This is a genomic window from Methylobacterium sp. Leaf87 (genome assembly GCF_001422775.1).
Lineage (GTDB): Bacteria > Pseudomonadota > Alphaproteobacteria > Rhizobiales > Beijerinckiaceae > Methylobacterium.
On record NZ_LMMI01000008.1, the window covers coordinates 1 to 24,426 of the forward strand.

Genomic DNA, 24,426 nt, shown 5'->3' on the forward strand with positions numbered 1-24,426 from the left:
CGTTAAACGCACCAGCGCCCATGGTACTGTGTCTCAAGACACGGGAGAGTCGGTCGCCGCCAGACCTGCACAGCACATCACATCCCCTCCAGACGATCCGAACTTGCCCAAAAGGCAAAACACCCTGGCGCGGGGTGGAGCAGCCCGGTAGCTCGTCAGGCTCATAACCTGAAGGTCACAGGTTCAAATCCTGTCCCCGCAACCAACATCACAACAACAAACCAAAAGCCCCCAACCTCACGGTCGGGGGCTTTTCGCTGTGCCAAGNTGAAGGTCACAGGTTCAAATCCTGTCCCCGCAACCAACATCACAACAACAAACCAAAAGCCCCCAACCTCACGGTCGGGGGCTTTTCGCTGTGCCAAGCTGATCAGCCGCGGGTAGGGCCCGCCTGGTCAAGCGAACCAATAACGAGAAGGCCTGAGAGGGTAGGGGCCCCTCGACGACCCCGGGCACCCGACTGGGATCTCTGGATCGGGGGGCGTGAGGAACGCTGTCGTTCCTCCGCACCGTAGTCGTCACAAAGCGCGGGTGCTTCCTATTCGGTAATCCTGCACATACGTTCCGACAGAGGTGGATCGGGTCCGGCGTTCGGTCCGCCTCATTCCCACTCGATGGTGCCGGGGGGCTTCGAGGTGATGTCGTAGGTCACTCGGTTGATGCCCTTGACCTCGTTGATGATGCGGCTCGCAACACGACCGAGGAAGGCCATATCGAATGGGTAGAAGTCCGCGGTCATGCCGTCGACGGAGGTGACAGCGCGCAGCGCACAGACATGGTCGTAGGTGCGCCCGTCACCCATCACGCCCACGGTCTTCACCGGCAGGATCACGGCGAAGGCCTGCCAGATGGTGTCGTAGAGGCCGGCCTTGCGGATCTCGTCGAGGTAGATCGCATCGGCCTTGCGCAGAGCCTCCAGCTTCTCCCCTGTGATGGTACCGGGGCAGCGGATGGCGAGGCCCGGTCCCGGGAAGGGATGGCGGCCGACGAAGGCGTCCGGCAATCCGAGTTCCTTGCCAAGCACCCGGACCTCGTCCTTGAACAATTCGCGCAGGGGTTCGACGAGCTGCATGTTCATGCGCTCGGGCAGGCCACCGACATTGTGGTGGCTCTTGATGGTCACTGAGGGACCGCCAGTGAACGACACGCTCTCGATCACGTCCGGGTAGAGGGTGCCTTGGGCCAGGAACTTGGCGCCGCCGATCTTCTTCGCCTCGGCATCGAACACGTCGATGAACAGGCGGCCGATGGTCTTGCGCTTGATCTCCGGATCACTGACCCCCTCGAGCTCGCCGAGGAACAGACCTTGCGCCTCCACGTGGACCAGCGGGATGTTGTAGTGGTCGCGAAACAGACGCACGACCTCGTCGGCCTCGCCCATGCGCAGAAGCCCGTGATCGACGAAGACGCAGGTGAGCTGCTCGCCGATGGCCTCATGGATCAGCACCGCCGCCACGGAGGAATCGACGCCGCCGGACAGGCCGCAGATCACCTTCTCCGAGCCGACCTGTTCGCGGATCTTCGCGATGGCCTCTTCGCGATAGGCGCCCATGGTCCAATCGCCGGAGCATCCGGCGATGTCGCGGACGAAGTTGCGGATGAGCAGCGCCCCGTGCGGGGTGTGGGCCACCTCGGGGTGGAACTGGACCGCGTAGTAATTGCGCGATTCGTCGGCGACCGCCGCGAAGGGGGCATTCTTCGACATGGCGACGGTGGTAAAGCCGTCCGGCAGCTTCGTAACCCGGTCGCCGTGGCTCATCCAGACGGGGTAGTGCTCACCCACATGCCAGACGCTCTTGAAAAGGGGGCAATCCGACAGAATCTCGATCTCGGCGCGGCCGAACTCGGCATGGTGTCCGGCCTCGACCTCGCCGCCGAGTTGGGCCGCCATGGTCTGCTGACCGTAGCAGATGCCGAAGACCGGGACGCCCGAATCGAAGACGATCTGCGGCGTTCGCGGCGAAGCGTCCGTGGTCACCGATTCTGGCCCGCCCGAAAGGATCACGCCCTTCGGCTTCGACTCGGCAAATGCCTCGGCGGCTTTGGTGAAGGGGACGATCTCGCAGTAGACGCCCTCCTCGCGCACACGTCGCGCGATGAGTTGCGTCACCTGGGAGCCGAAATCGACGATGAGGATCTTGTCGTGGTCGGTGATCATGGAACCGGAGTTAGACGAGGCTCACGCACGGTGCAACGGATGGAGCGATGTGCGCCGTGCAGGAACCGCAACCGTCTGGGGATTCTGCGGTTCGGGTGTCAGCTGCCCGCCTTGCGCTCCAGAGTCGCAAGGTAGAATCCGTCCGTGCCGGTGAGAGCCGGGCTCATCTGCAAACCGTGCTCGGTGAACCGCAGGAACGGGCCGAGATCGGGCTTCTCCCCAGCCACCACGGCCGTTGCCGGCACCACCGCGAAGGCGTCGCCAGCGCGCGCGAGAAAGCCAGCGACCGCCGCATCGTTCTCGTCCGGAAGCAGGGAGCAGGTGACGTAGGTGATGCGTCCGCCCGGACGCACCAGGGCAGCGGCGCGGTCGAGCACCGTGGCCTGCTCGTTGACGCGGGCGGTAAGCGCTCCCGGCCGCATCCGCCACTTCGCATCGGGATTGCGGCGCCAGGTGCCGGAGCCCGTGCAGGGCGCGTCCACGAGAACGCGATCCGCAGTACCGTCGAGGTCCGCCAGAACATCGGTCCGAGCCCGGCCGCCGCGCGGGGTCCGGATCTCGGCGCGGGCTCCAGCCCGGCGCAGACGCTCGTGAATGGGTGCAAGGCGACGTGGATCGTCGTCGCTGGCGACCAGTCGTCCGTCATTGCCCATCATCGCCGCCAAGCTCAGGGTCTTGCCGCCGCCCCCCGCGCAGAGATCGATCACGGTCTCGCCGGGCTTCGCGCCGGACAGCAGGCTCGCGAGCTGCGAACCCTCGTCCTGGATCTCGTACCACCCGCCGAGGAATTCAGGCTCGACGTGCAGAGCGGGGCCGCGTCCATCCTCGCCGATGGGGATACGCAGGCCGTTGGGCGCGTGGGGCGTCGTCGCCGGGGCGAGATGGGTCAGGCCCGCCATGGCCGAATCACGGCTCTGCCTAAGGGTGTTGATCCGGATATCGAGGGGCGCGCGGCGCGCCAGGGCCCGCAACTCGTCGAGCAGCGCGTCGCCGAATGTCGTTGCGAGGGCGGGCAGCACCCATTCCGGTACGTCGCCGGCGACGTGGTCGGGCGCCTGCGCCAAGCTCGCATCGGTGAGGCGGGTCCGTTCGTGATCGGACAACGGCGCGGGGGCGAAGCGATCGCCCGAGAACTGGGCTGCGATGGTGGGGGCCGCGAGCCCATGCTGGAGGCGCAGCATGCCGATGACGAGGGCGCGCGGACTCTCGTCGTCCATGATCCAGGCGGCGGACGCCCGCCGGCGCAGGGCATCGTAGACGAGGCTGGCGATGGCAGCCCGGTCGCCCGAGCCGGCGAAGCGGTGGGCGAGGCCCCAATCCTTGAGGGCATCGGCGGCGGGGCGACGGCGTCCGGCGATGTCGGCAAGGACTTCGATGGCGGCGGAGAGGCGGGCGGGGGGCGTCAGGGCGAAGGTCCTCCGGGCGGGATCACGAGGGTCGGGCGAATGCCGTGATACGGCCACGCTTAAAGCGCGGCGGGGTCACAGGGGTGTCGAGCTTCTGGCACTATTCCGGGGCACGAAGGCAGCGGGACCACATCGGTTGGTGCCCGGAGCTTTAGAGAACCCCATGCCCCCCGTCATCCATCTTGGCCTTGCCGGACTCCTGTTGCTCTTTGTCGCCGCTTGCGCGACGGCCCCGGCCGCCATCGATCCGACCCCGCCGCCGCGCCGGCTCGACGCGAAGACGCAGCTGGAATACGGCAATCCACCGCCGCCCGGACCGCGCTACTGAACCGTCGTGGCTTCGCGAGTGCGCCGGGCCTCGTAGGCTTTCAGATGCGTGTGGACACGGTCGAGCAAGAGATGCCCGGCCGTGTCGGGCGCCCGTGCGATGAGGTCGCCGATGATCTGGTCGACTTCGATCCGGGCCCCGTTCTCGATGTCGCGCAGCATCGAGGCGGTGAACCCCGACCCGTCCGCCGTCAGGGTGGCGCGGGTTCGCGCCACGAACTTCTCGCGGGGGGCATGGCCAGCGCTCGCCGCGATGCTACGGCACTCCTCGAGCAGGGCCTCGATGAAGTCCCGCCCGCCGGGGGCCGAGACGATGTCTCCAATGGTCGATCGCATGAGGCAGGTCGATCCGGCCAACGTCGCCAGGAAAGTCCACTTCTCCCACATTTCCAGCATCATGGTCTGGCTCAGGCGGGGGTCGAAGGTCGTGCCTTGCATCAGGGCGTCGATGGCTTCGATGCGCGGCGACAGGCTGCCGTCGCGCTCGCCGTAGGTCAGGGTGTGCAGTTCGTTCATCTGGTGGACGGTGCCGTCCGCTCCGAGCGTCGCCGCAATGGCGCAGGTTCCTCCGAGAACGCGCTCCGACCCGAACCGGGCTTCGAGGGCGTCGAGGTGGCGCATGCCGTTGAGCACGGGCAGGATCGCCGTCTCCGGGCCGATGCCGGGGGCGACGTCCACGAGAGCTGCGTCGAGGTCGTAGGCCTTGCAGCTGAGGAACACGAGGTCGAAGGCGCCGGCCGAGGCCAGCTGCGCCGCCGTCACGGTCTTCGGCGACGAAAGCGTCAGGTCGCCGTGTGGACTCTTCAGGCTCAGGCCACGCGCAGCGAGCTTCTCCGCGCGCGCCGGGCGAACGAGGAACGTCACGTCCCGGCCGATCGCGGCCAGCCGGGCACCGAAATATCCTCCGGTGGCTCCGGCACCAACGACGAGTACGCGCATGGGACGATCCCTTTCGATTCGAGGACGTTCTCTCTGGAAAGTTTCTATACGCCCCGGGCGTATCAGCTCGCCAGAATTCGTATGGCGAACACACTCCACATCACCAGGGGACCACCACGCCGGCGGCGAAGGCTTGGAAGCGATACGAGAGCGGATTGGTCGTGACGTAGAGAACCGCGTGGACCGCCCGCGTCGCGACGGAGACCCAGGCCAGCACCACGAACAGCAGGTCGGCTTTCCGGGTGTACAGTGCCAGCGGCACCAGGGCGTAAAACAGAACCGGCAGTTCGAACTGGTTCGCGTAGGCGTTGGCCGCCCGTTGGGCGCGATCTGGCCAAGTCCTCTGGCCGACGGCGATGTCGCCGACCCGAACGGTGCCGGCCCTCAACGCGGCGAAGCGGACATGCCCCATCCAGAACAGCAGCGCGAAGGTGAGGAACACCTGCGCGAAGGCCGGTGCGAGGATGGCCGGAACCGTCATGGTTGAGTCATCCGCGCGTGATGAAACTCCTGCGCCCGGGGCACGCGGGAGACTGGACGGGGCGAGATTGTTCGTCGGGTGGGGTTCAACCGCGTCCGGGGTAGTTCGGGCTCTCGCGGGTGATGGTCACGTCGTGGACATGGCTCTCGCGCAGGCCCGCATTGGTGATGCGGACGAACTGCGCCTTGTCCTGGAACTCCGGGATCGTGGGGGCGCCGACATAGCCCATGGCAGCGCGAAGGCCCCCGGCAAGCTGGTGCAGCACCGCGGCCACCGGTCCCTTGTAGGGCACCTGCCCCTCGATGCCCTCGGGGACGAGCTTGTGCGTGTCGTTGACCTCCGCCTGGAAGTAGCGATCGGCCGAGCCACGGGCCATGGCGCCGACCGAGCCCATGCCGCGGTAGCTCTTGTATGAGCGGCCCTGGTGCAGGAAAACCTCGCCGGGCGCCTCGTCGGTACCGGCCAGGAGGGAGCCCAGCATCGCCACGGACGCGCCGGCCGCGATGGCCTTGGCGAGGTCACCCGAGTACTTGATGCCGCCATCGGCGATCACCGGCACGTTGGCGCGGTCGGCCGCCTCGACGGCCTCCATCAGGGCGGTGAGCTGGGGCACGCCGACACCGGCGACGATGCGGGTGGTGCAGATGGAGCCCGGGCCGATGCCGACCTTGATGGCGTCGGCGCCCGCGTCGATGAGGGCCTGGGCGCCGTCGCGAGTGGCGACGTTGCCGGCGACGATCTGCACGGTGTTGGAGAGTTGCTTCACCCGGCGCACGGCGTCGAGCACCTTGATCGAGTGCCCGTGGGCGGTGTCGACCACGACCACGTCGCAACCGGCATCGATGAGACGCTCGGCCCGCTCGAATCCGCTGTCGCCCGTGGTGGTGGCCGCCGCCACGCGCAGGCGGCCCTGCTCGTCCTTCACGGCGCCCGGATACGCGACCTGCTTCTCGATGTCCTTGACGGTGATGAGGCCGATGCAGCGGTAGTGGTCGTCGACCACTAGGAGCTTCTCGATGCGGAACTGGTGCAGGAGGCGCTTCGCCTCGTCCTGGTTCACGCCTTCGCGCACGGTGATGAGCCGGTCGCGGGTCATCAGTTCGGCGACGGTTTCGGAGGAATTCGTTGCGAAGCGCACATCGCGGTTGGTGAGGATGCCGACGAGCTTGCCGCGCGAGCCGTTGGGGCCGCGCTCCACCACCGGAATACCGGAGATGCGGTTCTGCTTCATCAGCGCGAAGGCGTCGGCCAGGGTCTCGTCGGGGTGGATGGTGATGGGGTTGAGCACCATTCCCGACTCGTACTTCTTGACGAGGCGGACCTGCTCGGCCTGCTCGTCCGGCTCGAGGTTGCGGTGGATGACGCCCATGCCGCCGTTCTGCGCCATGGCGATGGCCATGGGCGCTTCCGTCACGGTGTCCATGGCGGACGCCAGGATCGGCAGATTGAGGTGGATGGTGCGGGTGAGCCGGCTCGCGACGTTCACCTCGGTGGGCATCACCGAGGAGGCGGCGGGGCGCAGGAGGACGTCGTCGAAGGTCAGGCCTTCGATGATGGAATCTGCGGTGATGCGGGCCATGAACCAACTCCCAGAAGGGGTGAGACGCCGGGTCCGTGGACCTCTTCGGCGTCATCGAGTTGGCAAGGGCCAGTATCATGCGGGCCCGACCCGCGCAAAGGCGGAATCCGCGGGCGGCACGAGGATATCCCCCGTCCGCATGGCTCACCGGCCGCGCGGTCCGAGCCGTTCGGTCACCGGACGGGCGCGAGAGGGCCCTTGTCGGTGTATTCCGGCGGCAGGCCGATGTAATCCGCCGCGATGCCGTCGACGCCCGGCGCACGGCCGAAGGCCTCGCAATCGGGGTCGAGGGGCGCCTCGCCGAGGGTCGTGATGCGGATGCGGTCGTAGCTCGGGATGGCCAGCGGTGCCTTGAATGGATCGACGCCGGTGGCGAGGTAGCCGCCCCAATCCTGTCCGAATTCGCCAGCGAGGTCGTAGGCGTCGCTGATGGGCGAGAAGCGCGGCTGGCTCGTGAACGAATTGGCGGCCCCGCCCCACACCATGGCGGCCCGCTGTTCGTGGCGGCCGTCGAGGGCCTCCGCCTCAATGGTGATGCTGCCGAGGCCGATGGGAATCCGCGGGATCGGGACGCGGCCCACCGACGTGGCGAAGCCGACACCGACCTGCGATGCGATGCTGACGCCGGCCGAGGTGGCGATGGTGGCCCCCGCAGCCGGCAATCCGGTGAGTTCGACGCGGGTGACGGCGGCGCGCACGGTCAGGTCCGCCTTGCGGCCCGAGACCACGTCGTAACGCAGAGACAGTTCGTAGCAGAGCGCCCGGTCCGCGGCGTTGGCGACGAGGCGACGCTCCACGGACGTCAGGCCGGGACCTGAGACGGCCTCGGAAAACGTTGTCGGGATGATCCGGATCGTCCGTGCGGCGGCGGTGGCGGCACGGTCGATGTAGAGCTTCGCCCGGGTGGCGACCTCTTCGCTGCCGACGAGACGGTCGTAGCGGGTGAGTGAGCCGGAATCGTTCAGGAGGACCGTGCCGCAGCCGGCCATGGCGAGCATCAGGGCGAAACCGGCGGTCATGCCGGGTACCCTGAGACGACGTTCGAAGCGCGAGGGCATCCAGGAACCTTGACGGAAGAACGGGAACGGCGGCTCGGCGCATCCGGGGCAGACATGCCCTCGAACGGTACCAGACGGTCCGTGTTGGGCGACAGCTTAGCGGCGGGGACGACCACGTGGAAAGGCGTTCGACGCCCCTCCGCCCGCTGTTGCGGCTGCGTGTGGCGGAAGCGCCACGCAGTTCCGGCACGGTTCCGGCTGCGTTCATCCACCATACGCCAACAGAACGGCACACCGCTCTCAGGATTCGGGACGTAGCCGATAAGTTTCTCTCGCCGCAGGTGCAACCCGATGGCCCATCCGGGACTTGTTGCCCTCCGATGCGCCCGTCTCAGATCGTCCCCCTCGTCGTCGCCACAGCCCTGTTCATGGAGAACACCGACGCGACGGTGATCGCCACGGCGCTGCCCACCATCGCCCGGAGCCTCGGCGAAGACCCTATCGCCCTGAAGCTCGCGCTCACCGCCTACCTCGTGAGCCTCGCGATCTTTATTCCCATCAGCGGCTGGATGGCCGACCGCTACGGCGCCCGTACGGTGTTCCGGGTGGCGCTCGGGGTGTTCATGGCCGGGTCGCTGGCCTGCGCGGCATCCGATTCCCTCGTCGGCTTCGTCGGCGCCCGGTTCTTCCAGGGCCTCGGCGGCGCCATGATGGTACCGGTCGGCCGCCTCGTCATCCTCCGCAGCGTGCCGAAGAGCGAGCTCGTCAGTGCGCTCGCCTACCTCACCATCCCGGCCCTCATCGGTCCGATCATGGGGCCGCCCCTCGGCGGCCTGATCACAACCTACCTCGACTGGCGCTGGATCTTCCTCATCAACATCCCCATCGGGGTCGCCGGGATCGTGCTGGCAAGCGTGTATTTCGAGAACGTACGCGAGACCGCGCGGCCGCCCCTCGACCTCGTCGGATTCGCGCTTTCGGGTCTCGGGCTTGCGACCCTGATGCTCGGGCTTGCCTCGACGGGGCGCCACCTCCTGCCCGAGGGTGTCTCTTGGGGGTGCCTCGCCGCCGGCATCGTCCTGCTATCGCTCTATCTCCGCCATTCGCGCAGGGTGGCGCATCCGGTCATCCGCCTCGATCTCCTGCGCTATCCGACGTTTCGCGCGGCCGTGACCGGGGGCAGCTTGTTCCGCATCGGCACCGGGGCGATTCCGTTCCTGCTCCCCCTGATGCTGCAGATCGGGTTCGGCCTCGATCCCCTGCAATCGGGCCTGCTGACGTTCGCCGCCGCCGCCGGCGCGCTCCTGATCAAGCTCATCGGTCCGCGCATCCTGCGGGCCTACGGCTTTCGCCGGGTGATGCTGATCAACGCCGCCGTCGCCGCGGGCTTCCTCGCCGCGAACGGCCTGTTCACGGCGCAGACGCCGCACGCGATCATCGTCTGCACCCTGCTGCTCGGCGGCTGCGTGCGCTCGCTTCAATTCACCTGCGTCAACGCCATCGCGTATGCGGATCTCGAACCGCGGGACATGAGCGCCGGAACGAGCCTCGCCAGCGTCGCCCAGCAACTGTCGCTCAGTCTCGGCGTCTCGCTCGGAGCGCTCGCCCTGGAAGGCAATGCCGCCTGGCACGGACGAACGGATCTCCACGCGGAGGATTTCGGACCGGCCTTCCTCGCCGTCGCGGCGATCTCGGCCCTGTCGGTCTTCGCCTTCCGTCGTCTCGCGCCCGATGCGGGCGCGGAGGTATCGGGGCATCGCCGGGTCGCGCCGGCGCCGTGATCTACGCCGCCGCGCGGGTCGGACTGCGTCCGGCGGGACGTTTGCCGCGCGAGGCCGCCTTCGGTGCCGCGGCCCTCACCGCGGTGGGTCTCGGTTGAGGCCGCGCGCCCTGGCGCCAGCCCTGCCAGCTCCATGCGCCGGGACCTGTCGCAGCGTACAGGAGGAACCCGCCGGCGAGCCCCAGATCCGCGAGCATCAGGGTGCGCTCGGCCACCGCGGCGGGCCCGGAGAACTGCCAGAACGGGTGCAGCAGGACCGCCATGGCGACCGCGAAGCCTCCGAGACCAAGGCCGGTGAGGCGCGGCAGGACGCCGACGAGGAGCGCCAGGGGACCGAACACCTGAACGACGACGGCTGCCGTCGCCACGAGGTTCGGCGAGGGCAGGCCTGTTCCGGCGAGCGTCAGGGCGAAGCCCGAGACGTTCAGCGCCCGAGCGATGCCCGTCGGAAGGAGGGCGGCGGCGAGCAGCAGCCGGGCGAGGAGAAGCAGTCCGTCATGAGTACGGCCGGGCACGTCGCGGGCTCCGTCTGGATTGGTTTGAGAACAAACCATGTCTCGGGCGGGCTGAAGACGGGGTTAAGGCGCGGAAAGCCGCTGGTGAAACGGGAAGCTCATCCCGAAACGCCCCCGCGATACAGGCGTCCGCGCTCCGTCCAGGCGACGACCAGGAGGGCGAGGGCACCGAGGGCCGCATAGCCGAGACCGATGGGCAGCACGGTGCCGTCGAAGGCCTGGCCGATGAGGAAGCCGCACAGGGCACCGAGAATCGTGGTGTAGAAGCCGAGGAAGGACGAGGCCGTCCCGGCGATCTCCCCCAGAGGTTGCAGGGCCAGGGCGTTGAAGTTCGGCATAGCGAAGCTGATCAGGAACTGATTGGCGGCGAGAAGTCCGAGGAACAGGCCGAGGGGTGGGCGCCCGCCATAGGCAAGGGCCGCCATCACCTGGACCATCGCGACGGCGACGAAGGCGGTGAGCCCGGCATGGGAGAGGGGTCGCATGCCGAGGCGGCGGACGAGGCGGGCGTTGACCAGGGTCGCCGCACCCATGGCCCCGGCCACGAGTCCGAAGGCGAGGGGAAACAGGGCACCCAGATGATAGAGGCCGGTGTCGAACACCTGCTGGGCCGAGCCGACATAGCCCATGATGCAGCCCGTCAGCAGGCCGAGCGCCGTGGCGTACCCCACCGCCACCCGGTTGCGGAACGTGACGGCCACAGCCTGGCCGACGACGCGCAGGGAGAAGGGTCGCCGATACTGTGGATGCATGGTCTCGGGCATCCGGGCCGAGAACCAAACGACGAGGACCCCCGCCAGCGCCAGCATCGATACGAAGACGTAGTGCCACGAGCCGAGGAGAAGCATCGCCCCGCCGATGGCCGGCGCGATCATAGGCACGATGAGGAACACCATCATCACGAGCGACATCACGCTCGCCATCTCGCGCCCGGCGAACCGGTCGCGCACGATGGCAGTTGACAGCACCCGGCCGCCGGCCGCGCCGATGCCCTGGATGACGCGCGCTGCGAGCAGCCAGGCGAAGGACGGGGCGATCATGGCAAGCACGGTGCCGGCGACGTAGATCGAAAGGCTCACGAGCAGCACCGACCGGCGCCCGTAGGTGTCCGAGACGGGACCGTAGACGATCTGCGCCGCCCCGAAGCCGATCATGTAGACGTAGATCAGCCATTGCAGCCGGTTGGGATCCGCAACCGCGAACTCGGCTTGGATCTCGGGGAACGCCGGCAGGAGATTGTCAATGGAAATGGCGGTCACCGCCATCATCAGGGCGACGATCCCGACGAACTCACCGAAGCGCGGGCCGCTCCAGACCGAAGGCATCGGTGCTACGGGGGCGGGTGGGGGTGTCAACGACAAGGCGATCCTCGACGCGGGAGCGGAAGTTGGGAGCGGAACGGATCGGAATGCGTGACCGTACCCGCACGAAAGGACAGCCCTGGCCTAACGGCCTGCATGCGAGCTTGATCCCGATCGGCCGGCCGTCGGTCGTGCAGTGGCATGGGTCGAAGGCATGACGGGGTGACGGATGCCGCGCCAACCCGGGTCGCAACGATCCGCGATCGGGTCTACCATTGCACCCCCTGCCCGGACGCCATCCGGTGCGCGGACGCCGATCCGGGTTGGCCAAAGGTCCACCTTGCGTCGGCCGGTCGTGTGGCCTTGTCTGCCGCACGCATAAAAACGAGATTCGGAGGAAGCACCATGAACAAGCCGGAATTCCTGAACCAGGGCGCCAAGTCCCCGTTCTCCGCCCGCTACGAGAACTTCATCGGCGGTCAGTGGGTCGCACCCATTGCTGGCCGCTATTTCGAGAACACCTCGCCGATCACCGGCCGGGTCATCTGTGAGGTCGCCCGCTCGGACGCTGCCGACGTCGACAAGGCGCTCGACGCCGCGCACGCCGCAAAGGAGGCCTGGGGCCGCACCGCACCGAACGAGCGCGCGCGCATCCTGAACAAAATTGCAGACCGGATGGAGGACAACCTCGATCTCATCGCGCTCGCCGAGACCTGGGACAACGGCAAGCCGATCCGTGAGACCACACACGCCGACATTCCGCTCGCCATCGACCATTGGCGCTACTTCGCCGGCTGCCTGCGCGCCCAGGAAGGCTCGATCTCCGAGATCGACCACGACACCGTAGCCTATCACTTCCACGAGCCGCTGGGCGTCGTCGGCCAGATCATCCCGTGGAACTTCCCCATCCTGATGGCAGTGTGGAAGCTGGCGCCCGCGCTCGCCGCCGGCAACTGCGTGGTGCTGAAGCCCGCCGAGCAGACCCCCGCGTCGATCCTCGTGGTGGCCGAACTCATCGCCGACCTGCTGCCGCCGGGCGTGCTCAACATCGTCAACGGCTTCGGCCTGGAATGCGGCAAGCCGCTGGCCTCCTCGCCCCGCATCGCCAAGATCGCCTTCACCGGTGAAACGACGACGGGCCGGCTGATCATGCAGTACGCCTCGCAGAACCTGATTCCGGTGACGCTGGAGCTCGGCGGCAAGTCGCCGAACATCTTCTTTGCGGACGTCGTCAACGAGGACGACGACTTCTTCGACAAGGCGCTCGAAGGCTTCACGATGTTCGCCCTCAATCAGGGCGAGGTCTGCACCTGCCCGAGCCGGGCGCTGGTGCACGAATCGATCTACGACCGCTTCATGGAACGCGCGATCAAGCGCGTCGAGGCGATCACGCAGGGCTCTCCCCTCGACCCCGCCACCATGATCGGCGCCCAGGCCTCCTCCGAACAGCTCGAGAAGATCCTGAGCTACGTCGATATCGGCCGGCAGGAGGGCGCCGAGTGCCTCACCGGCGGCGAACGCAACGTCAAGGACGGCGAGTTCGCGGACGGCTTCTACATGAAGCCGACGGTGTTCAAGGGCCACAACAAGATGCGAATCTTCCAGGAGGAGATTTTTGGGCCCGTCCTCTCGGTCACGACCTTCAAGGACGATGCCGACGCCCTCGCGATTGCCAACGACACCCTCTACGGCCTCGGCGCCGGAATCTGGACCCGCGACGGCACCCGCGCCTACCGCTTCGGCCGTGCCATCCAGGCCGGGCGCGTCTGGACCAACTGCTACCACGCCTATCCGGCCCACGCGGCCTTCGGCGGCTACAAGCAGTCCGGCATCGGACGTGAGAACCACAAGATGATGCTCGACCACTATCAGCAGACCAAGAACATGCTGGTGAGCTACTCGGCAAAGAAGCTCGGCTTCTTCTAACCGTCGACCCCGAGACCACCTTGCCCCGGCCGAAAGGCCGGGGCTTTTTCGTTATCCGCCCCATATCTTCGGCAGATCGCCCGAGCGAGGACAGACCGATGAGCGACGTTGCCACCCCCGAACAGACCACCGCCGATCAGGCGGGCAACGACGGCACGCCGCTTCGCGTCACCGCGACACCGGCGGCCCTCGCCCTCATCGAGGAGCTGCGCGCCGAGCACGGCCCGGTGATGTTCCACCAGTCCGGCGGCTGCTGCGACGGGTCCTCGCCCATGTGCTACCCGCAGGGCGAGTTCCTCACGGGCGACAGCGACGTGCATCTCGGGACCGTGGCGGGTGCCGATTTCTGGATCAGCCGGCCGCAGTTCGAGGTCTGGAAGCACACCCACCTCATCCTCGACGTGGTGCCGGGCCGCGGCGGGATGTTCTCCCTCGAAAATGGCCGCGACAGGCGCTTCCTCATCCGCTCGCGGCTGTTCACGGACGCCGAGAACACGGCGCTCGCCGGAGCCTGCAAGCTCTGATCACGGGTCTCACGGCCAGACCTTGATGGCGAGGGGCCGGCGCACGAGGTCGCGGTCCGACGTGATGGCGCAGCCCTCCGTGCGCAGGGTCACATAGGTGAGGAGCGCGGTGTCGCCGGTGTCGTCGAAGTTACGGCCCATGGCGGCGGGGTCGAGCAGCGACGGATACGCGATCAAACCGGCCGACGCGCCGCAGGGATCGTCGTAGAGGGTCGCACCCGCCAGAAGCAGGCGCGGACGGTCCCAAGTCACGAGATCGCGTGAACTCGTCCAGTAGAATCCGGATTCGGGGAAGTCCGCCGCCTTTCGCGCCATGAACACTGCGATCCAGGCGCCACTGCCGCGATGGCGCACCACCGCACCCACGGGGGTGGGGAAGGGCGCCACGGGCTTGCACGTCGCCAGATGCATCGCCGGTTTGGTGTAGGGGTCTGGGAAAGCTGCAGTGAAGCCGGTGCCGGTCCAGGCGCGCCAGCGCGACGGGTCGGCGGGATCGTCCGTGCGGAACAGGCAAACCCCCGCCGCCTGGTCGCTGCCCTTGAGATCCCAACCGGTGGTCGAGGCGAACATGTAGCGCCAGCGCCCATCGCCAAAAATGTTCGACGGGTTGAAGAAGCCGCGATGACGGCCCTGTTCGACTTCCTGGCGGAACGGAGCACCGGCCACAACCACGGGCGGCGTCGCCCGCGAGAACCGCTGTCCGCCATCCGTCGAGGCGGCGGCCACCACCGTGTTGTACCAGCACTCCAGGTAGACCTTGGAGCGGCATCGGCCCGGATGCTCGTTGGCTTGGTATTCATGGTGGAGGAGAGCGGCGACGGCTTTGCCATCGTCGGTCCAGGTGGCGGCGACCCACGAACGGTCGTCGTACAGAGCCGGGTCGGGCTTCTCACCGGAATCGAGGACGATGGCGCAGTCGAGCTTGAGCGCGTCGAGGGACGGACCCCGCAGGGCGCGGTTCCGGTAATGCATCCCATAGAGCGCGACGGCGCTGGAAGCGTCTCGGAACGCCCGCGCCGAGGCATCCGGCACGTCTGCTCCATCGCAAGCGTCGCGGCCCGCCTTGAAGACCACGGTCGGGGGTCCGACGAGTGTCAGCGCCGAGAGCGGCGGCTCCAAGGCTGCGCCGGCCGCGCCCGTGAGGCTCGCCAGCGCGAGGAGGGTGCGAAGAATGAGGCGCGTCATCGCGTATGCCTGGACATCCCGTCGAGTTTGGGTTTTGAACCGTTACAGACTGATTGCCGCGACGCCGCGTTTTCGGCGGCCGTCCACATCCCGATGCACGAAAGCCCACCATGCTGATCCTGATCCTCGGCCTCGTGCTGTTCCTCGGCATGCACGCCTTCTCCATGGCGCGGGCCAAGCGCGCGAGCGTCATCGGCGATGTCGGCGAGGGCCGCTACAAGCTCGTCTACACCGGCGTCTCGGTGCTCGGCCTCGTGCTCATCGCCTACGGTTTTCACCTCTATCGCCAGGCCGGCTACATCGCCGTCTGGAATCCGCCGGTCTTCACACGCCACCTCTCCCTCGTCCTGACCCTGCTGGCCTTCATCGTCCTGGCCTCGGCGTACCTGCCGGGCCATATCCGAGCCAAGGCCAAGCATCCGATGTTGCTCGCGGTGAAGATCTGGGCGACCGCCCACCTCCTCGCCAACGGTGATCTCGGCTCGATCCTGCTGTTCGGGAGCTTCCTCGCCTGGGCTGTGGTCGCCCGGATCAGCGCCAAGCGTCGGGCCCTGAACCCCACGGCCGTGGCTGCCCAACATGGCGTCGTCGCGGCCCCGGCCGGATGGCGCAACGATGCCATCGCGGTGGTTGTGGGTCTCGCCGTGTGGTTCGTATTCGGCAAGGTCCTCCATCCGATCCTCATCGGCGTCGCCGCCTGGCCGGGTCAGGCCTGAGCACGACGGCCCCGCGGCGAAGACCGGTCGCCAACGGCGCGGGCCTGTGCTAGGCGCAGGCCTTCCTCTTCCTTTGAGCGGTCGGTCGCGTCTCGGCCGGCGTGAGACAGCATGGCCGAGAACAACGAGTTCATCCGCGAGGTCAACGAAGACTATCGCCGGGATCAGGTCGCCGAGATCTGGCGTCGCTACAGCGGCGCGATCATCGCCGTGGCGATCCTCGTCGTGGCCGCCGTCGGCGGCTGGCGCTACTGGCAGCACGACCAGCGCGTGCGCGCCGATGCGGCCTCCGAACAGTTCGACGCCGCCAACCGCCTTGCCCGCGACGGCAAGAACGCGGAGGCCGACAGGGCGTTCGCGGCGCTCCGCAGCGACGCACCGGGCGGTTATCGCCTCCTCGCCCGCTTCCGCTCGGCCGCCGAGACGTCGAAGCGCGACGGGGCTGCCGCCGCCACCGAGTACGACGCTCTTGCGGCCGACACCGGGGTGAGCGATGCCCTGCGCGACCTCGCTCGCCTCCGCGCCGCCCTCCTGCGCCTCGACGGGCCGCAGCCCGACGCGGCGCTCGCCAGCCTCCAGGGCCTCGCCGCGCCGACCGGCGCCTTCCGCCACACCGCCCGCGAGATGCTCGGTCTCGTCGCCCTCAAGCGCGGCGAATACGAGGCGGCCGGACGCTGGTTCGACCAGATCAATGCCGACCCGCAGGCGCCACAGAACCTGCGCCAGCGCATCGAGGTCTATGCCGCCCTCGTGGCCGGCGGTCCGGTCTCCGTGACGGCTGCGACGCCGGAGCCTGCCGCGCCACTGCCCGTGACGCGCTGACAAACACCTTTCCCCATCCTGTACGACTGAATCGAGCACACCATGGACATGCCGACCGTCGCGATCGTCGGACGGCCGAATGTCGGCAAGTCGACCCTCTTCAACCGCCTCGTGGGCAAAAAGCTCGCCCTCGTGGACGACCGCCCCGGCGTGACACGCGACCGGCGCGAGGGCGACGTCAACTTCGGTGGCCTCGTCTTCCGCATCATCGACACCGCAGGCCTCGAACAGGCCGATGCCGATTCGCTGCTGGGCCGCATGCGCGCCCAGACGGAGGCCGCGATCCTCGAGGCCGACGTGGTGCTGTTCGTCATCGACGCCCGCGCCGGGATCCTGCCCGCCGACCAGCCCTTCGCCGAGCTCGTGCGCCGGGCCGGCTGCCCCGTCATCCTCATCGCCAACAAGGCGGAGAGCGGCGCGGGCCTGAGCGGCGCCTACGAGGCGTTCTCATTGGGGCTGGGCGATCCGATCCCGTTCTCGGCCGAGCATGGCGAGGGCATCGGCGAACTCCACGACGCCCTCACCGAAGCCCTGCCGGCGCAGGACGAGGAGGATGCGGACGAGGATCCGTCCGACCGTTCCCTCAAGGTTGCCATCGTCGGCCGCCCCAATGCGGGCAAGTCGACCCTGATCAATCGGATGCTCGGGGAGGAACGCCTCCTCGTCGGCCCGGAAGCCGGCATCACCCGGGATTCCATCTCCCTCGACTGGGTCTGGCGCGGGCGCCGGATCAAGCTCCACGACACCGCCGGCATGCGCCGCAAAGCCCGCATCGACGACAAGCTCGAGAAGCTCGCCGTGTCGGACGGGTTGCGCGCCGTGCGCTTCGCCGAGGTGGTGGTGGTGCTTCTCGACGCCACCATCCCGTTCGAGAAGCAGGACCTCACCATCGTCGATCTCATCGAGAGCGAGGGCCGGGCGCTGGTCATCGGCCTCAACAAGTGGGATCTCGTCGCCGACCAGAACGGCCTCTTGAAGAAGCTGCGCGAGGACTGCACCCGCCTGCTGCCGCAGGTGCGCGGCGTGCCCGTGGTGCCGCTCTCGGGCCTCGCCGGCGAGGGCATCGACAAGCTCATGCAGGCAGTGACGGGCGCGGAGGTGGTGTGGAACACACGCGTCTCCACTTCGCGGATCAACGACTGGCTCAGTGCTGCGACCCAGCGCAACCCGCCGCCTGCCGTCTCGGGCCGCCGCATCAAGATCCGCTACGCCACCCAGGTGAAGAGCCGCCCGCCGCACTTCGCCCTGTTTGGCAACCAACTCGACGGCCTGCCGAAATCCTACACCCGTTACCTCGTCAACGGCCTACGCGAATCCTTCGAGCTCCCCGGCGTGCCGATCCGTCTGTCCCTGCGGACCTCGAAGAACCCGTTCGACAAGGACAACAAGGGCTGAGCCGGTACTCCGTCGCACGGTAGATTCAACTGTCGCCCCGCGTGATGGCCGCTAGCCAATCCACCACCGCGCCGAGGGAGCTTCGGTCATCGGATCGGACCGTTTCGAAAGCGGCGATCTGGCATTCCGCGCTCGTGCCGTCACGGACGATCCTGCGGGCGGCCTCGACCTCCGCCACACAGCCCAGGGCTTCGGCGTCCTCGACGATCAGCGTAAGCAGCCTGTCGAGGGCTTCACCGAATGGCACGGCCTGCTCGCTCGCCTCGTCGATCATCTCCGCCTTCGTACCCCCATGCTGCGCCCGCCAGAGGTTCTCCTGCGCCAGCGCCCGCGAGACGCCGTCGAGGCCGGCGTTCAGGTCCGGGCGGCGCACGGCGCAGCGAACGAGGCAGCGATAGAGCGCCGCGATGGTGATGGCGTTGTCGATCCGCGTGCAGGAATCGGCGATGCGCAGTTCCAGGGTCGGGAATTTGATCGAAGGGCGCAGGGACCACCACAGAAAGCTCGCATCCTGGATCGAACCGGCTCGGGTCATGATCCGAACGTAGCGCTCGTAGGCTTTCGTATCGGCGAAAAGCTCGGGTAGGCCTGTCCGCGGAAGTTCGCCGAAGGCGCTGAGGCGATAAGAGGCGAGTCCCGTCGGCTGGCCCTGCCAGAACGGCGACGAGGCCGAGAGAGCGAGCAGGATGGGCTGGAATGGCAACAGCCGGTTCATGAGGTCCACCCGCGCGTCGGGGTCCGGCACCTCGACATGGACGTGCATGCCGCAGATCAGGCTGCGCCGACCCGCCAGACCCACATCCTCCAGGATACCGGTGTAGCGCTCGCCTTGCGTCGCCACCTGCCTCGCCCAGGCCGCGACCGGATGGGTGCCGGCGGCGAAGACGAGGACGCCGTGCTCCCGTCCGATCCGCGCCAGAATCGCCCGGTGATGCGCGAGGGTCTCGCGGGCCTCGCTAAAGCTTTCCAAGGGCGGCGTGCAGGCCTCGATCTGGGATTCGAGGAGCTCGCGGCCGATCTCCGGCAGGGCAGCCCCGGCCGCGTCGTGGAAAGCACCGAGCGGCCGGTCCGGCGTGCCGCGCGTCTCGGAATCGGCCAGAAAGTACTCTTCTTCGATGCCGAAGCGGTACGAATGCGAGCTCATCGGGGACCTTGGGGCTGGAGGGCTCATCTCAACCCGCAAGCGTAGTCCTTTGTGCCGTCAGGTGCGGAGCGGGCCGCCGACGAGCCACGTGGGATCGAACCAGCGGTCGGCCTCGCCGTCATAGGGCAGGCGGGTCACGTCCCAGTGCTGGATATACTTGGCGTACACGTTCCAGACGCTGATCCCGCCACCCACGAAGATGCGCCGGCCGGGATACCGCTTCAGCACCGCCTCGGGATCCTCGTGGCTGCGGATCACGTCGATGGTGCGGTCCTTGAACGCGAAGTCGGGCACCGACGCGATGGTTTTCGGTCCGGCGATGAGCACGTGGCCCATGGTGATGGCGAAGAACCGCGTGACGTCCTCGACGAAGAGGGGATCGGTGTTGCCCTCCCAGGGGAGATGCCCGTTGAGCCCGAGCTGGCCCCGTTGGCCGATGGCGCAGATGCAGCGAACGTCGATCATGGTGGACCTGGCACTTAGTGATGAGACGGTGATCCGAACCGAAGACTTGTCGGGAGAAGTCAGGGCACGTCGGTTGCGTGGGTCATGCCCCGGAGGACTTTTTTAGCGCGCTCTCCGCCAAAGTGGATACCGGTTCGGCGGGGAAAGCGCGGCAAAACAAAGGCCGCGCGATGTGTCCCGACCCAACGTGGTCGGGCACAGCTCTAGCGCGCCATCTGGGGCGTCAGCACGCGGTCGCTCGGAAAATCGAAGATCTTGCCGGTTTCGGTCCAAGCGGGGCTCGCCAACCGGACGATGTGCGGCGCCAGATCCTCCGGTGTCCTCAAGGTCTCGGGATCCTCGCCCGGCATGGCTGCGCGGCGCATGTCCGTCCGCAGGGGGCCGGGATTGAGCAGCATGGCACGAACCGGCGTCGTCTCGGTTTCGGCGGCGTAGGTCCGGACCAGGGCATCGAGGGCGGCCTTGGAGACGGAGTAGGGGCCCCAATAGGCCTTGCACTTCTGGGCGGCACCTGAGGTCACGAAGATCGCCCGACCGGCATCGGACATTCGCAGGAGCGGATCGAACGAGCGGATCAGGCGCCAGTTCGCCGTGACGTTGATGTCCATCACCTGGGTCCAGGTTTTGGGGGTGACGTGGCCGAGCGGCGTGAGGTTGCCGAGAATGCCCGCATTGCCCACCACGATGTCGAGGCGCTTCCAGCGTTCGTGAAGTCCGGCGCCGAGGCGGTCGATGGCGTCGTAATCGGTGAGATCCAGCGGCACCAGGGTGGCGCTCGAACCCACCGCGCGAACGGCATCGTCGAGTTCTTCCAGCGCACCCTGGGTCCGGGCGACGGCGACGATGTGGGCGCCTGCCTCCGCCAGGGCGAGGGCGGCGGCCCGGCCGATGCCGCGCGACGCACCGGTGACGACGGCGACGCGCCCGGCCAGGGGTTTTTGCGGGTCGATCATGGGCGCGCGTTCAGTCGGCTTCGGCCAGCATCGCCAGCCGGCGCGGACCGGCGATGGCCATGTCGGTCAGGCTCGTCGGGTAGTCGCCGGTGAAGCAATGGTCGGTGTATTGCGGGCAGGCCTCGTCGCGGCGTTCCTCGCCCATGGCCTTGTACAGCCCGTCGATGGAGAGGAAGGCCAGCGAATCGGCGCCGATGTAGCGGCGCATACCCTCGAGATCGTGCGTGGCAGCGAGGAGCTTCTCGCGCTCGGGCGTGTCGATGCCGTAGAAGTCCGGGTAGGTGATCGGCGGGGAGGCGATGCGAAAATGCACCTCGCGGGCGCCGGCTTCGCGCATCATGCGGACGATCTTCACGGAGGTGGTGCCGCGTACGAGGCTGTCGTCGACGAGTACGATGCGCTTGCCCTCGACCACGGCGCGGTTGGCCGAGTGCTTCATGCGCACGCCGAGTTCGCGCACGGACTGCGTCGGTTGGATGAAGGTGCGCCCGACATAGTGGTTGCGGATGATGCCCATTTCGAAGGGCAGGCCGGTCTCCTGGGCGAAGCCGAGGGCGGCGGGCACGCCGGAATCCGGCACAGGGATCACCACGTCGGCGTCGGCCGCCGATTCGCGGGCGAGTTCGTGACCGATGTTCTTGCGAACCGAATAGACGCTCTTGCCGTTCACCACGGAATCGGGCCGGGCGAAATAGATGTACTCGAAGATGCACGGGCGCATGGGCCGGGCCGGCGCGAAGCGAATCGACTGGATGCCCTCTTCCGAGATCACCACGATCTCGCCGTTCTCGACGTCGCGGATGAACTTGGCGCCGATGATATCGAGGGCGCAGGTCTCGGAGGCGAGGATGTAGCGGCCGTCGAGTTCGCCCAGCACCAGGGGCCGGATACCCATGGGATCGCGGGCGCCAATGAGCTTCTTGTTGGTGAGCGCGACGATGGCGTAGGCGCCCTCGATCTGCTTCAGGGCTTCGGTGAACCGCTCCACGATCCGCGGCGCGCGGGAGCGCGCGGCGAGGTGCAGGATCACCTCCGTGTCGGAGGTCGACTGCGTGATGGCGCCATCGCGCACGAGGTCGCGGCGGATCGACAGGGCGTTGGTGAGGTTGCCGTTGTGCGCGACCGCGAGGCCGCCGCTGGCCAGTTCGGCGAACAGGGGCTGCACGTTGCGCAAGATGGTGCCGCCCGTGGTCGAGTAGCGCACATGCCCGATGGCGGCCCGGCCCTTCAGGCGGGCGATGGTCTCGCCATCCGAGAAGGAATCGCCGACGAGGCCGGGGCGGCGCTCCGAATGGAAGACTTCGCCATCGAAGGAGACGATGCCGGCTGCTTCCTGGCCGCGATGCTGGAGGGCATGGAGGCCGAGCGCCACGATGGCCGAGGCATCGGGATGGCCGAAGATGCCGAACACCCCGCATTCCTCGCGCAGGGTATCGCCGTCACGATCGAGGCCGTCCACGGTCCCGGCGGCCGGACCGGCACTCGGTTTCACTGCCAACATGGTGCGGTCGATCCCTGATTGCCCGGTACTGGGCCAGCCAGCCTCGTCACGAAGCCGTCATGCGCGAAGCCAGCATGTAAGCGGCGTCCGCCCGGGCACCAAGCGCCGGCACCGCAGATCAGCGTCGCGAGGCGGGCGTGGCTGGGGACGGTGCATCGCTGCGGCGCTGGGCCGGCACGTCGCCCTCCGGCGGCTCGACGGGGTCGGACGGGTTGTCCGCCTTCGACTTCTTGAACTGCTTCAGCAGGCCTTCGGGGTTCTCTGGCAACTGCGCCACCAGGGCCTCCCCGGACTTCTCCAGCATCGGGCGGCTGCGGGCCTGGGCTGCCCAATCGGGCATCTTGCCCTGGACGAGCCAGGCCAGGAACACCCAGCCGATGACACAGATCAGGAAGCCGCGCCCAGCGCCGAACAGGAAACCGAGAGACCGATCGATGGCGCCGATGCGCGAATCGAGGATCATGTCCGACACCTTAACGGTGATGATCGAGACCACGATGAGGGTGCCGAGGAAAATCGCCGCGATGGACGCCACCAAGGCCACGGTGGCGTTGGTGACTTGCTGGCTTACCGTCGGCAGGAGCAGGGGATAGAGCTTCCAGGCAACGGCGGCGGCGGCGACCCAAGCGATGATGGCCAGCACCTCTCGGGTGGCGCCACGCACGGCCGCGAGCAACGCGGACACCACGACGATGCCGAGCACGACGAGATCGAGAACGGAGAACGGCATCGTGGGCGATTGTCACTTCAAGGGAGTTGCTTCGGCAAAGCGTATCCTGCGGCTTCCCCCGGCCGCGCCCCTGTATATCGTGCCGAATCCTGGCCGTCACCCTCAAGCCGACCGGCATCCCGGCCGGGACGGGCTTCAATCCTCGTCGTACTCCACCCCACCGCGTCCCCGGCCGGACCCGACCCGGCGCGGGCCGTTGCTGGCGATGCCGGCGACGAGGTCGGCGATGTGGCGCAGGGCTTCGGTGGGAAACCCGTCGTTGCCGCCCTCGCCGCGCCCCTGGGGCGTCACCGCCTTGGCAAAGCCGAGCTTCAACGCTTCCTTCAGGCGGGCCGGCGCTTGGGCCACCGGGCGAATGGCGCCCGACAAACCGATCTCCCCGAAATACACCGTCTCGGACGGGAGTGCCGAGCCCGACAGGGACGAGACCAGGGCGGCGGCGACAGCCAGATCCGCCGCCGGCTCGGTGATGCGCAGGCCGCCGGCAACGTTGAGATAGACGTCGTGTGTGCCGAGCCGGATGCCGCCATGGGCCTCCAGCACCGCGAGTACCATCGAGAGCCGGTTGGGGTCCCAGCCGACGACGGCCCGGCGCGGCATGCCGAGGGAGGAGGGCGCGACGAGGGCCTGGATCTCGACCAGCAGCGGCCGCGTCCCCTCCATGCCGGCGAACACCGCCGTGCCGGGCGCCGCGTGGTCGCGCCCCGCCAGGAACAGGGCGGAGGGATTCGGCACCTCGGCGAGCCCCATATCGGTCATCTCGAATACGCCGATCTCGTCGGTGGGTCCGAAGCGGTTCTTCACCGCGCGCAGGATGCGGAAGTGATGGCCCTGGTCGCCCTCGAACGAGGCGACCGCGTCGACCATGTGCTCGACCACGCGGGGGCCCGCGATCTGCCCGTCCTTGGTAACGTGACCGACGAGGATCACCGCCGTGCCGGTGGTCTTGGCGAAGCGGATCAGGGTCTGGGCCGAGCCGCGCACCTGGGTGACGGTGCCGGGCGCCGATTCCACCGTCTCGGTCCACATGGTCTGAATCGAATCGATGATGCAGAGCGCCGGCGGGGTGCCCTGCGACAGGGTCTCGACGATGTCCTCGACGTTGGTTTCGGCTGCCAGCTCCACCGGCACGTCGGCGAGGCCGAGGCGCTCGGCGCGCAGGCGCACCTGGGCCACCGCCTCCTCGCCGGAGATGTAGACGACGCGCTCCCCCGTGCGCGCCATGGCGGCGGTGGCCTGCATCAGCAGTGTGGATTTGCCGATGCCGGGATCGCCGCCGAGCAGGATCACCGAGCCGCGGACGAAGCCGCCGCCGGTCACCCGATCGAGCTCGTTGATACCCGATGGAATGCGCGGCGCCTGCTTGACCTCGCCGGTGAGCCCCTCCAGCGGGAACACCCGGCCCTTGGCGCGGCTCGGCCGCGTCTTGACCGGGCCGGACTGGGGGCCGGCGGCACCGGTCTCTTCGGCGATGCAGTTCCAGCCGTTGCAGGCTTCGCAGCGCCCGCGCCAGCGGTTGTAGACCGCGCCGCAGGACTGGCAGACGAAGGTCTGTTGGATCTTGGCCATGACGCGTCCGGA

The 24,426-nt window shown here is 67.9% G+C and carries 22 protein-coding genes and 1 tRNA gene; 8 read left to right on the forward strand and 15 right to left on the reverse strand.

Annotation, left to right across the window (positions count from 1 at the left end; translation table 11 throughout):
* The first annotated feature begins 128 nt into the window (after positions 1-128).
* Positions 129-205: transfer RNA gene (locus ASF22_RS06765), tRNA-Met, on the forward strand.
* A gap of 396 nt (positions 206-601) precedes the next feature.
* Here ASF22_RS06765 and guaA read toward each other — a convergent pair.
* Positions 602-2,158 carry a glutamine-hydrolyzing GMP synthase gene (gene guaA, locus ASF22_RS06770; RefSeq protein ID WP_056262736.1) on the reverse strand — a complete coding sequence of 519 codons (1,557 nt, stop codon included), beginning with the start codon at positions 2,156-2,158 and terminating at the stop codon, positions 602-604.
* A 98-nt stretch (positions 2,159-2,256) separates the two neighbouring features.
* Positions 2,257-3,564, reverse strand: a complete 1,308-nt coding sequence (locus ASF22_RS06775; RefSeq protein ID WP_056262816.1) for an RsmB/NOP family class I SAM-dependent RNA methyltransferase — start codon at positions 3,562-3,564, stop codon at positions 2,257-2,259.
* A 163-nt stretch (positions 3,565-3,727) separates the two neighbouring features.
* On the opposite strand from ASF22_RS06775, the gene ASF22_RS24505 reads away from it, so the two are divergent.
* Complete coding sequence (locus ASF22_RS24505; protein ID WP_200918712.1) at positions 3,728-3,892, forward strand: hypothetical protein; 165 nt, start codon at positions 3,728-3,730, stop codon at positions 3,890-3,892.
* Here ASF22_RS24505 and panE read toward each other — a convergent pair.
* The 4 genes from panE to ASF22_RS06795 form a co-directional block, all read right to left on the reverse strand.
* Positions 3,886-4,830, reverse strand: a complete 945-nt coding sequence (gene panE, locus ASF22_RS06780) for a 2-dehydropantoate 2-reductase (protein ID WP_056262737.1) — start codon at positions 4,828-4,830, stop codon at positions 3,886-3,888. The genes ASF22_RS24505 and panE overlap by 7 nt on opposite strands.
* Positions 4,831-4,930: 100 nt before the next feature.
* Entirely contained in the window at positions 4,931-5,311 is a 381-nt protein-coding gene (locus tag ASF22_RS06785; protein WP_348271127.1) for an MAPEG family protein, read from the reverse strand.
* A gap of 85 nt (positions 5,312-5,396) precedes the next feature.
* On the reverse strand, positions 5,397-6,890 hold the full coding sequence (guaB, locus tag ASF22_RS06790; protein WP_056173038.1) for an IMP dehydrogenase: 1,494 nt from the start codon (positions 6,888-6,890) through the stop codon (positions 5,397-5,399).
* A 173-nt stretch (positions 6,891-7,063) separates the two neighbouring features.
* Positions 7,064-7,948, reverse strand: coding sequence for a DUF3313 domain-containing protein (locus ASF22_RS06795; RefSeq protein ID WP_056173041.1), 885 nt, complete (start codon positions 7,946-7,948; stop codon positions 7,064-7,066).
* Between the two features lie 320 nt (positions 7,949-8,268).
* Between ASF22_RS06795 and ASF22_RS06800 the strand changes: the two genes are divergently transcribed.
* Positions 8,269-9,669 carry an MFS transporter gene (locus ASF22_RS06800; protein WP_056262740.1) on the forward strand — a complete coding sequence of 467 codons (1,401 nt, stop codon included), beginning with the start codon at positions 8,269-8,271 and terminating at the stop codon, positions 9,667-9,669.
* Between the two features lies 1 nt (position 9,670).
* On the opposite strand, the gene ASF22_RS06805 is transcribed toward ASF22_RS06800, so the two are convergent.
* Both ASF22_RS06805 and ASF22_RS06810 read right to left on the reverse strand, forming a co-directional pair.
* Positions 9,671-10,183: a DoxX family protein gene (locus ASF22_RS06805; protein ID WP_244474217.1), complete on the reverse strand. Its 513-nt coding sequence runs from the start codon at positions 10,181-10,183 to the stop codon at positions 9,671-9,673.
* Between the two features lie 98 nt (positions 10,184-10,281).
* Entirely contained in the window at positions 10,282-11,508 is a 1,227-nt protein-coding gene (locus tag ASF22_RS06810) for a multidrug effflux MFS transporter (protein WP_056262747.1), read from the reverse strand.
* 381 nt (positions 11,509-11,889) lie between these two features.
* On the opposite strand from ASF22_RS06810, the gene adh reads away from it, so the two are divergent.
* Positions 11,890-13,410: an aldehyde dehydrogenase gene (gene adh, locus ASF22_RS06815; RefSeq protein WP_056262749.1), complete on the forward strand. Its 1,521-nt coding sequence runs from the start codon at positions 11,890-11,892 to the stop codon at positions 13,408-13,410.
* 98 nt (positions 13,411-13,508) lie between these two features.
* Positions 13,509-13,934: a DUF779 domain-containing protein gene (locus tag ASF22_RS06820; RefSeq protein WP_056262751.1), complete on the forward strand. Its 426-nt coding sequence runs from the start codon at positions 13,509-13,511 to the stop codon at positions 13,932-13,934.
* A 9-nt stretch (positions 13,935-13,943) separates the two neighbouring features.
* Here ASF22_RS06820 and ASF22_RS06825 read toward each other — a convergent pair whose 3' ends face one another.
* A complete protein-coding gene (locus ASF22_RS06825) occupies positions 13,944-15,119 on the reverse strand; it encodes a hypothetical protein (RefSeq protein WP_056262755.1) in 1,176 nt (391 codons plus the stop codon).
* A gap of 110 nt (positions 15,120-15,229) precedes the next feature.
* On the opposite strand from ASF22_RS06825, the gene ASF22_RS06830 reads away from it, so the two are divergent.
* The 3 genes from ASF22_RS06830 (at position 15,230) to der (ending at position 18,052) form a co-directional block, all read left to right on the forward strand.
* Positions 15,230-15,835 (forward strand): NnrU family protein, encoded by a 606-nt coding sequence (locus ASF22_RS06830; RefSeq protein WP_056173059.1) that lies wholly within the window; start codon positions 15,230-15,232, stop codon positions 15,833-15,835.
* A 111-nt stretch (positions 15,836-15,946) separates the two neighbouring features.
* The gene (locus tag ASF22_RS06835) at positions 15,947-16,657 is read left to right on the forward strand and encodes a tetratricopeptide repeat protein (RefSeq protein ID WP_056262758.1); all 711 of its coding nucleotides are present in this window, start codon (positions 15,947-15,949) and stop codon (positions 16,655-16,657) included.
* A 42-nt stretch (positions 16,658-16,699) separates the two neighbouring features.
* The gene (gene der / locus ASF22_RS06840) at positions 16,700-18,052 is read left to right on the forward strand and encodes a ribosome biogenesis GTPase Der (RefSeq protein ID WP_056173063.1); all 1,353 of its coding nucleotides are present in this window, start codon (positions 16,700-16,702) and stop codon (positions 18,050-18,052) included.
* A 25-nt stretch (positions 18,053-18,077) separates the two neighbouring features.
* Here der and ASF22_RS06845 read toward each other — a convergent pair whose 3' ends face one another.
* From ASF22_RS06845 to radA, 6 genes are all read right to left on the reverse strand, one after another.
* Complete coding sequence (locus ASF22_RS06845; RefSeq protein WP_056173068.1) at positions 18,078-19,196, reverse strand: carboxylate-amine ligase; 1,119 nt, start codon at positions 19,194-19,196, stop codon at positions 18,078-18,080.
* A gap of 57 nt (positions 19,197-19,253) precedes the next feature.
* Entirely contained in the window at positions 19,254-19,661 is a 408-nt protein-coding gene (locus ASF22_RS06850; protein ID WP_056262760.1) for a dihydrofolate reductase, read from the reverse strand.
* Between the two features lie 203 nt (positions 19,662-19,864).
* The gene (locus tag ASF22_RS06855; protein WP_056262764.1) at positions 19,865-20,614 is read right to left on the reverse strand and encodes an SDR family NAD(P)-dependent oxidoreductase; all 750 of its coding nucleotides are present in this window, start codon (positions 20,612-20,614) and stop codon (positions 19,865-19,867) included.
* A 10-nt stretch (positions 20,615-20,624) separates the two neighbouring features.
* Positions 20,625-22,115: an amidophosphoribosyltransferase gene (purF, locus tag ASF22_RS06860; RefSeq protein ID WP_056173078.1), complete on the reverse strand. Its 1,491-nt coding sequence runs from the start codon at positions 22,113-22,115 to the stop codon at positions 20,625-20,627.
* Positions 22,116-22,233: 118 nt separating this feature from the next.
* A complete protein-coding gene (locus ASF22_RS06865) occupies positions 22,234-22,845 on the reverse strand; it encodes a CvpA family protein (protein ID WP_056262767.1) in 612 nt (203 codons plus the stop codon).
* A gap of 135 nt (positions 22,846-22,980) precedes the next feature.
* Positions 22,981-24,414 carry a DNA repair protein RadA gene (radA, locus tag ASF22_RS06870; protein WP_056173085.1) on the reverse strand — a complete coding sequence of 478 codons (1,434 nt, stop codon included), beginning with the start codon at positions 24,412-24,414 and terminating at the stop codon, positions 22,981-22,983.
* Positions 24,415-24,426 lie beyond the last annotated feature (12 nt).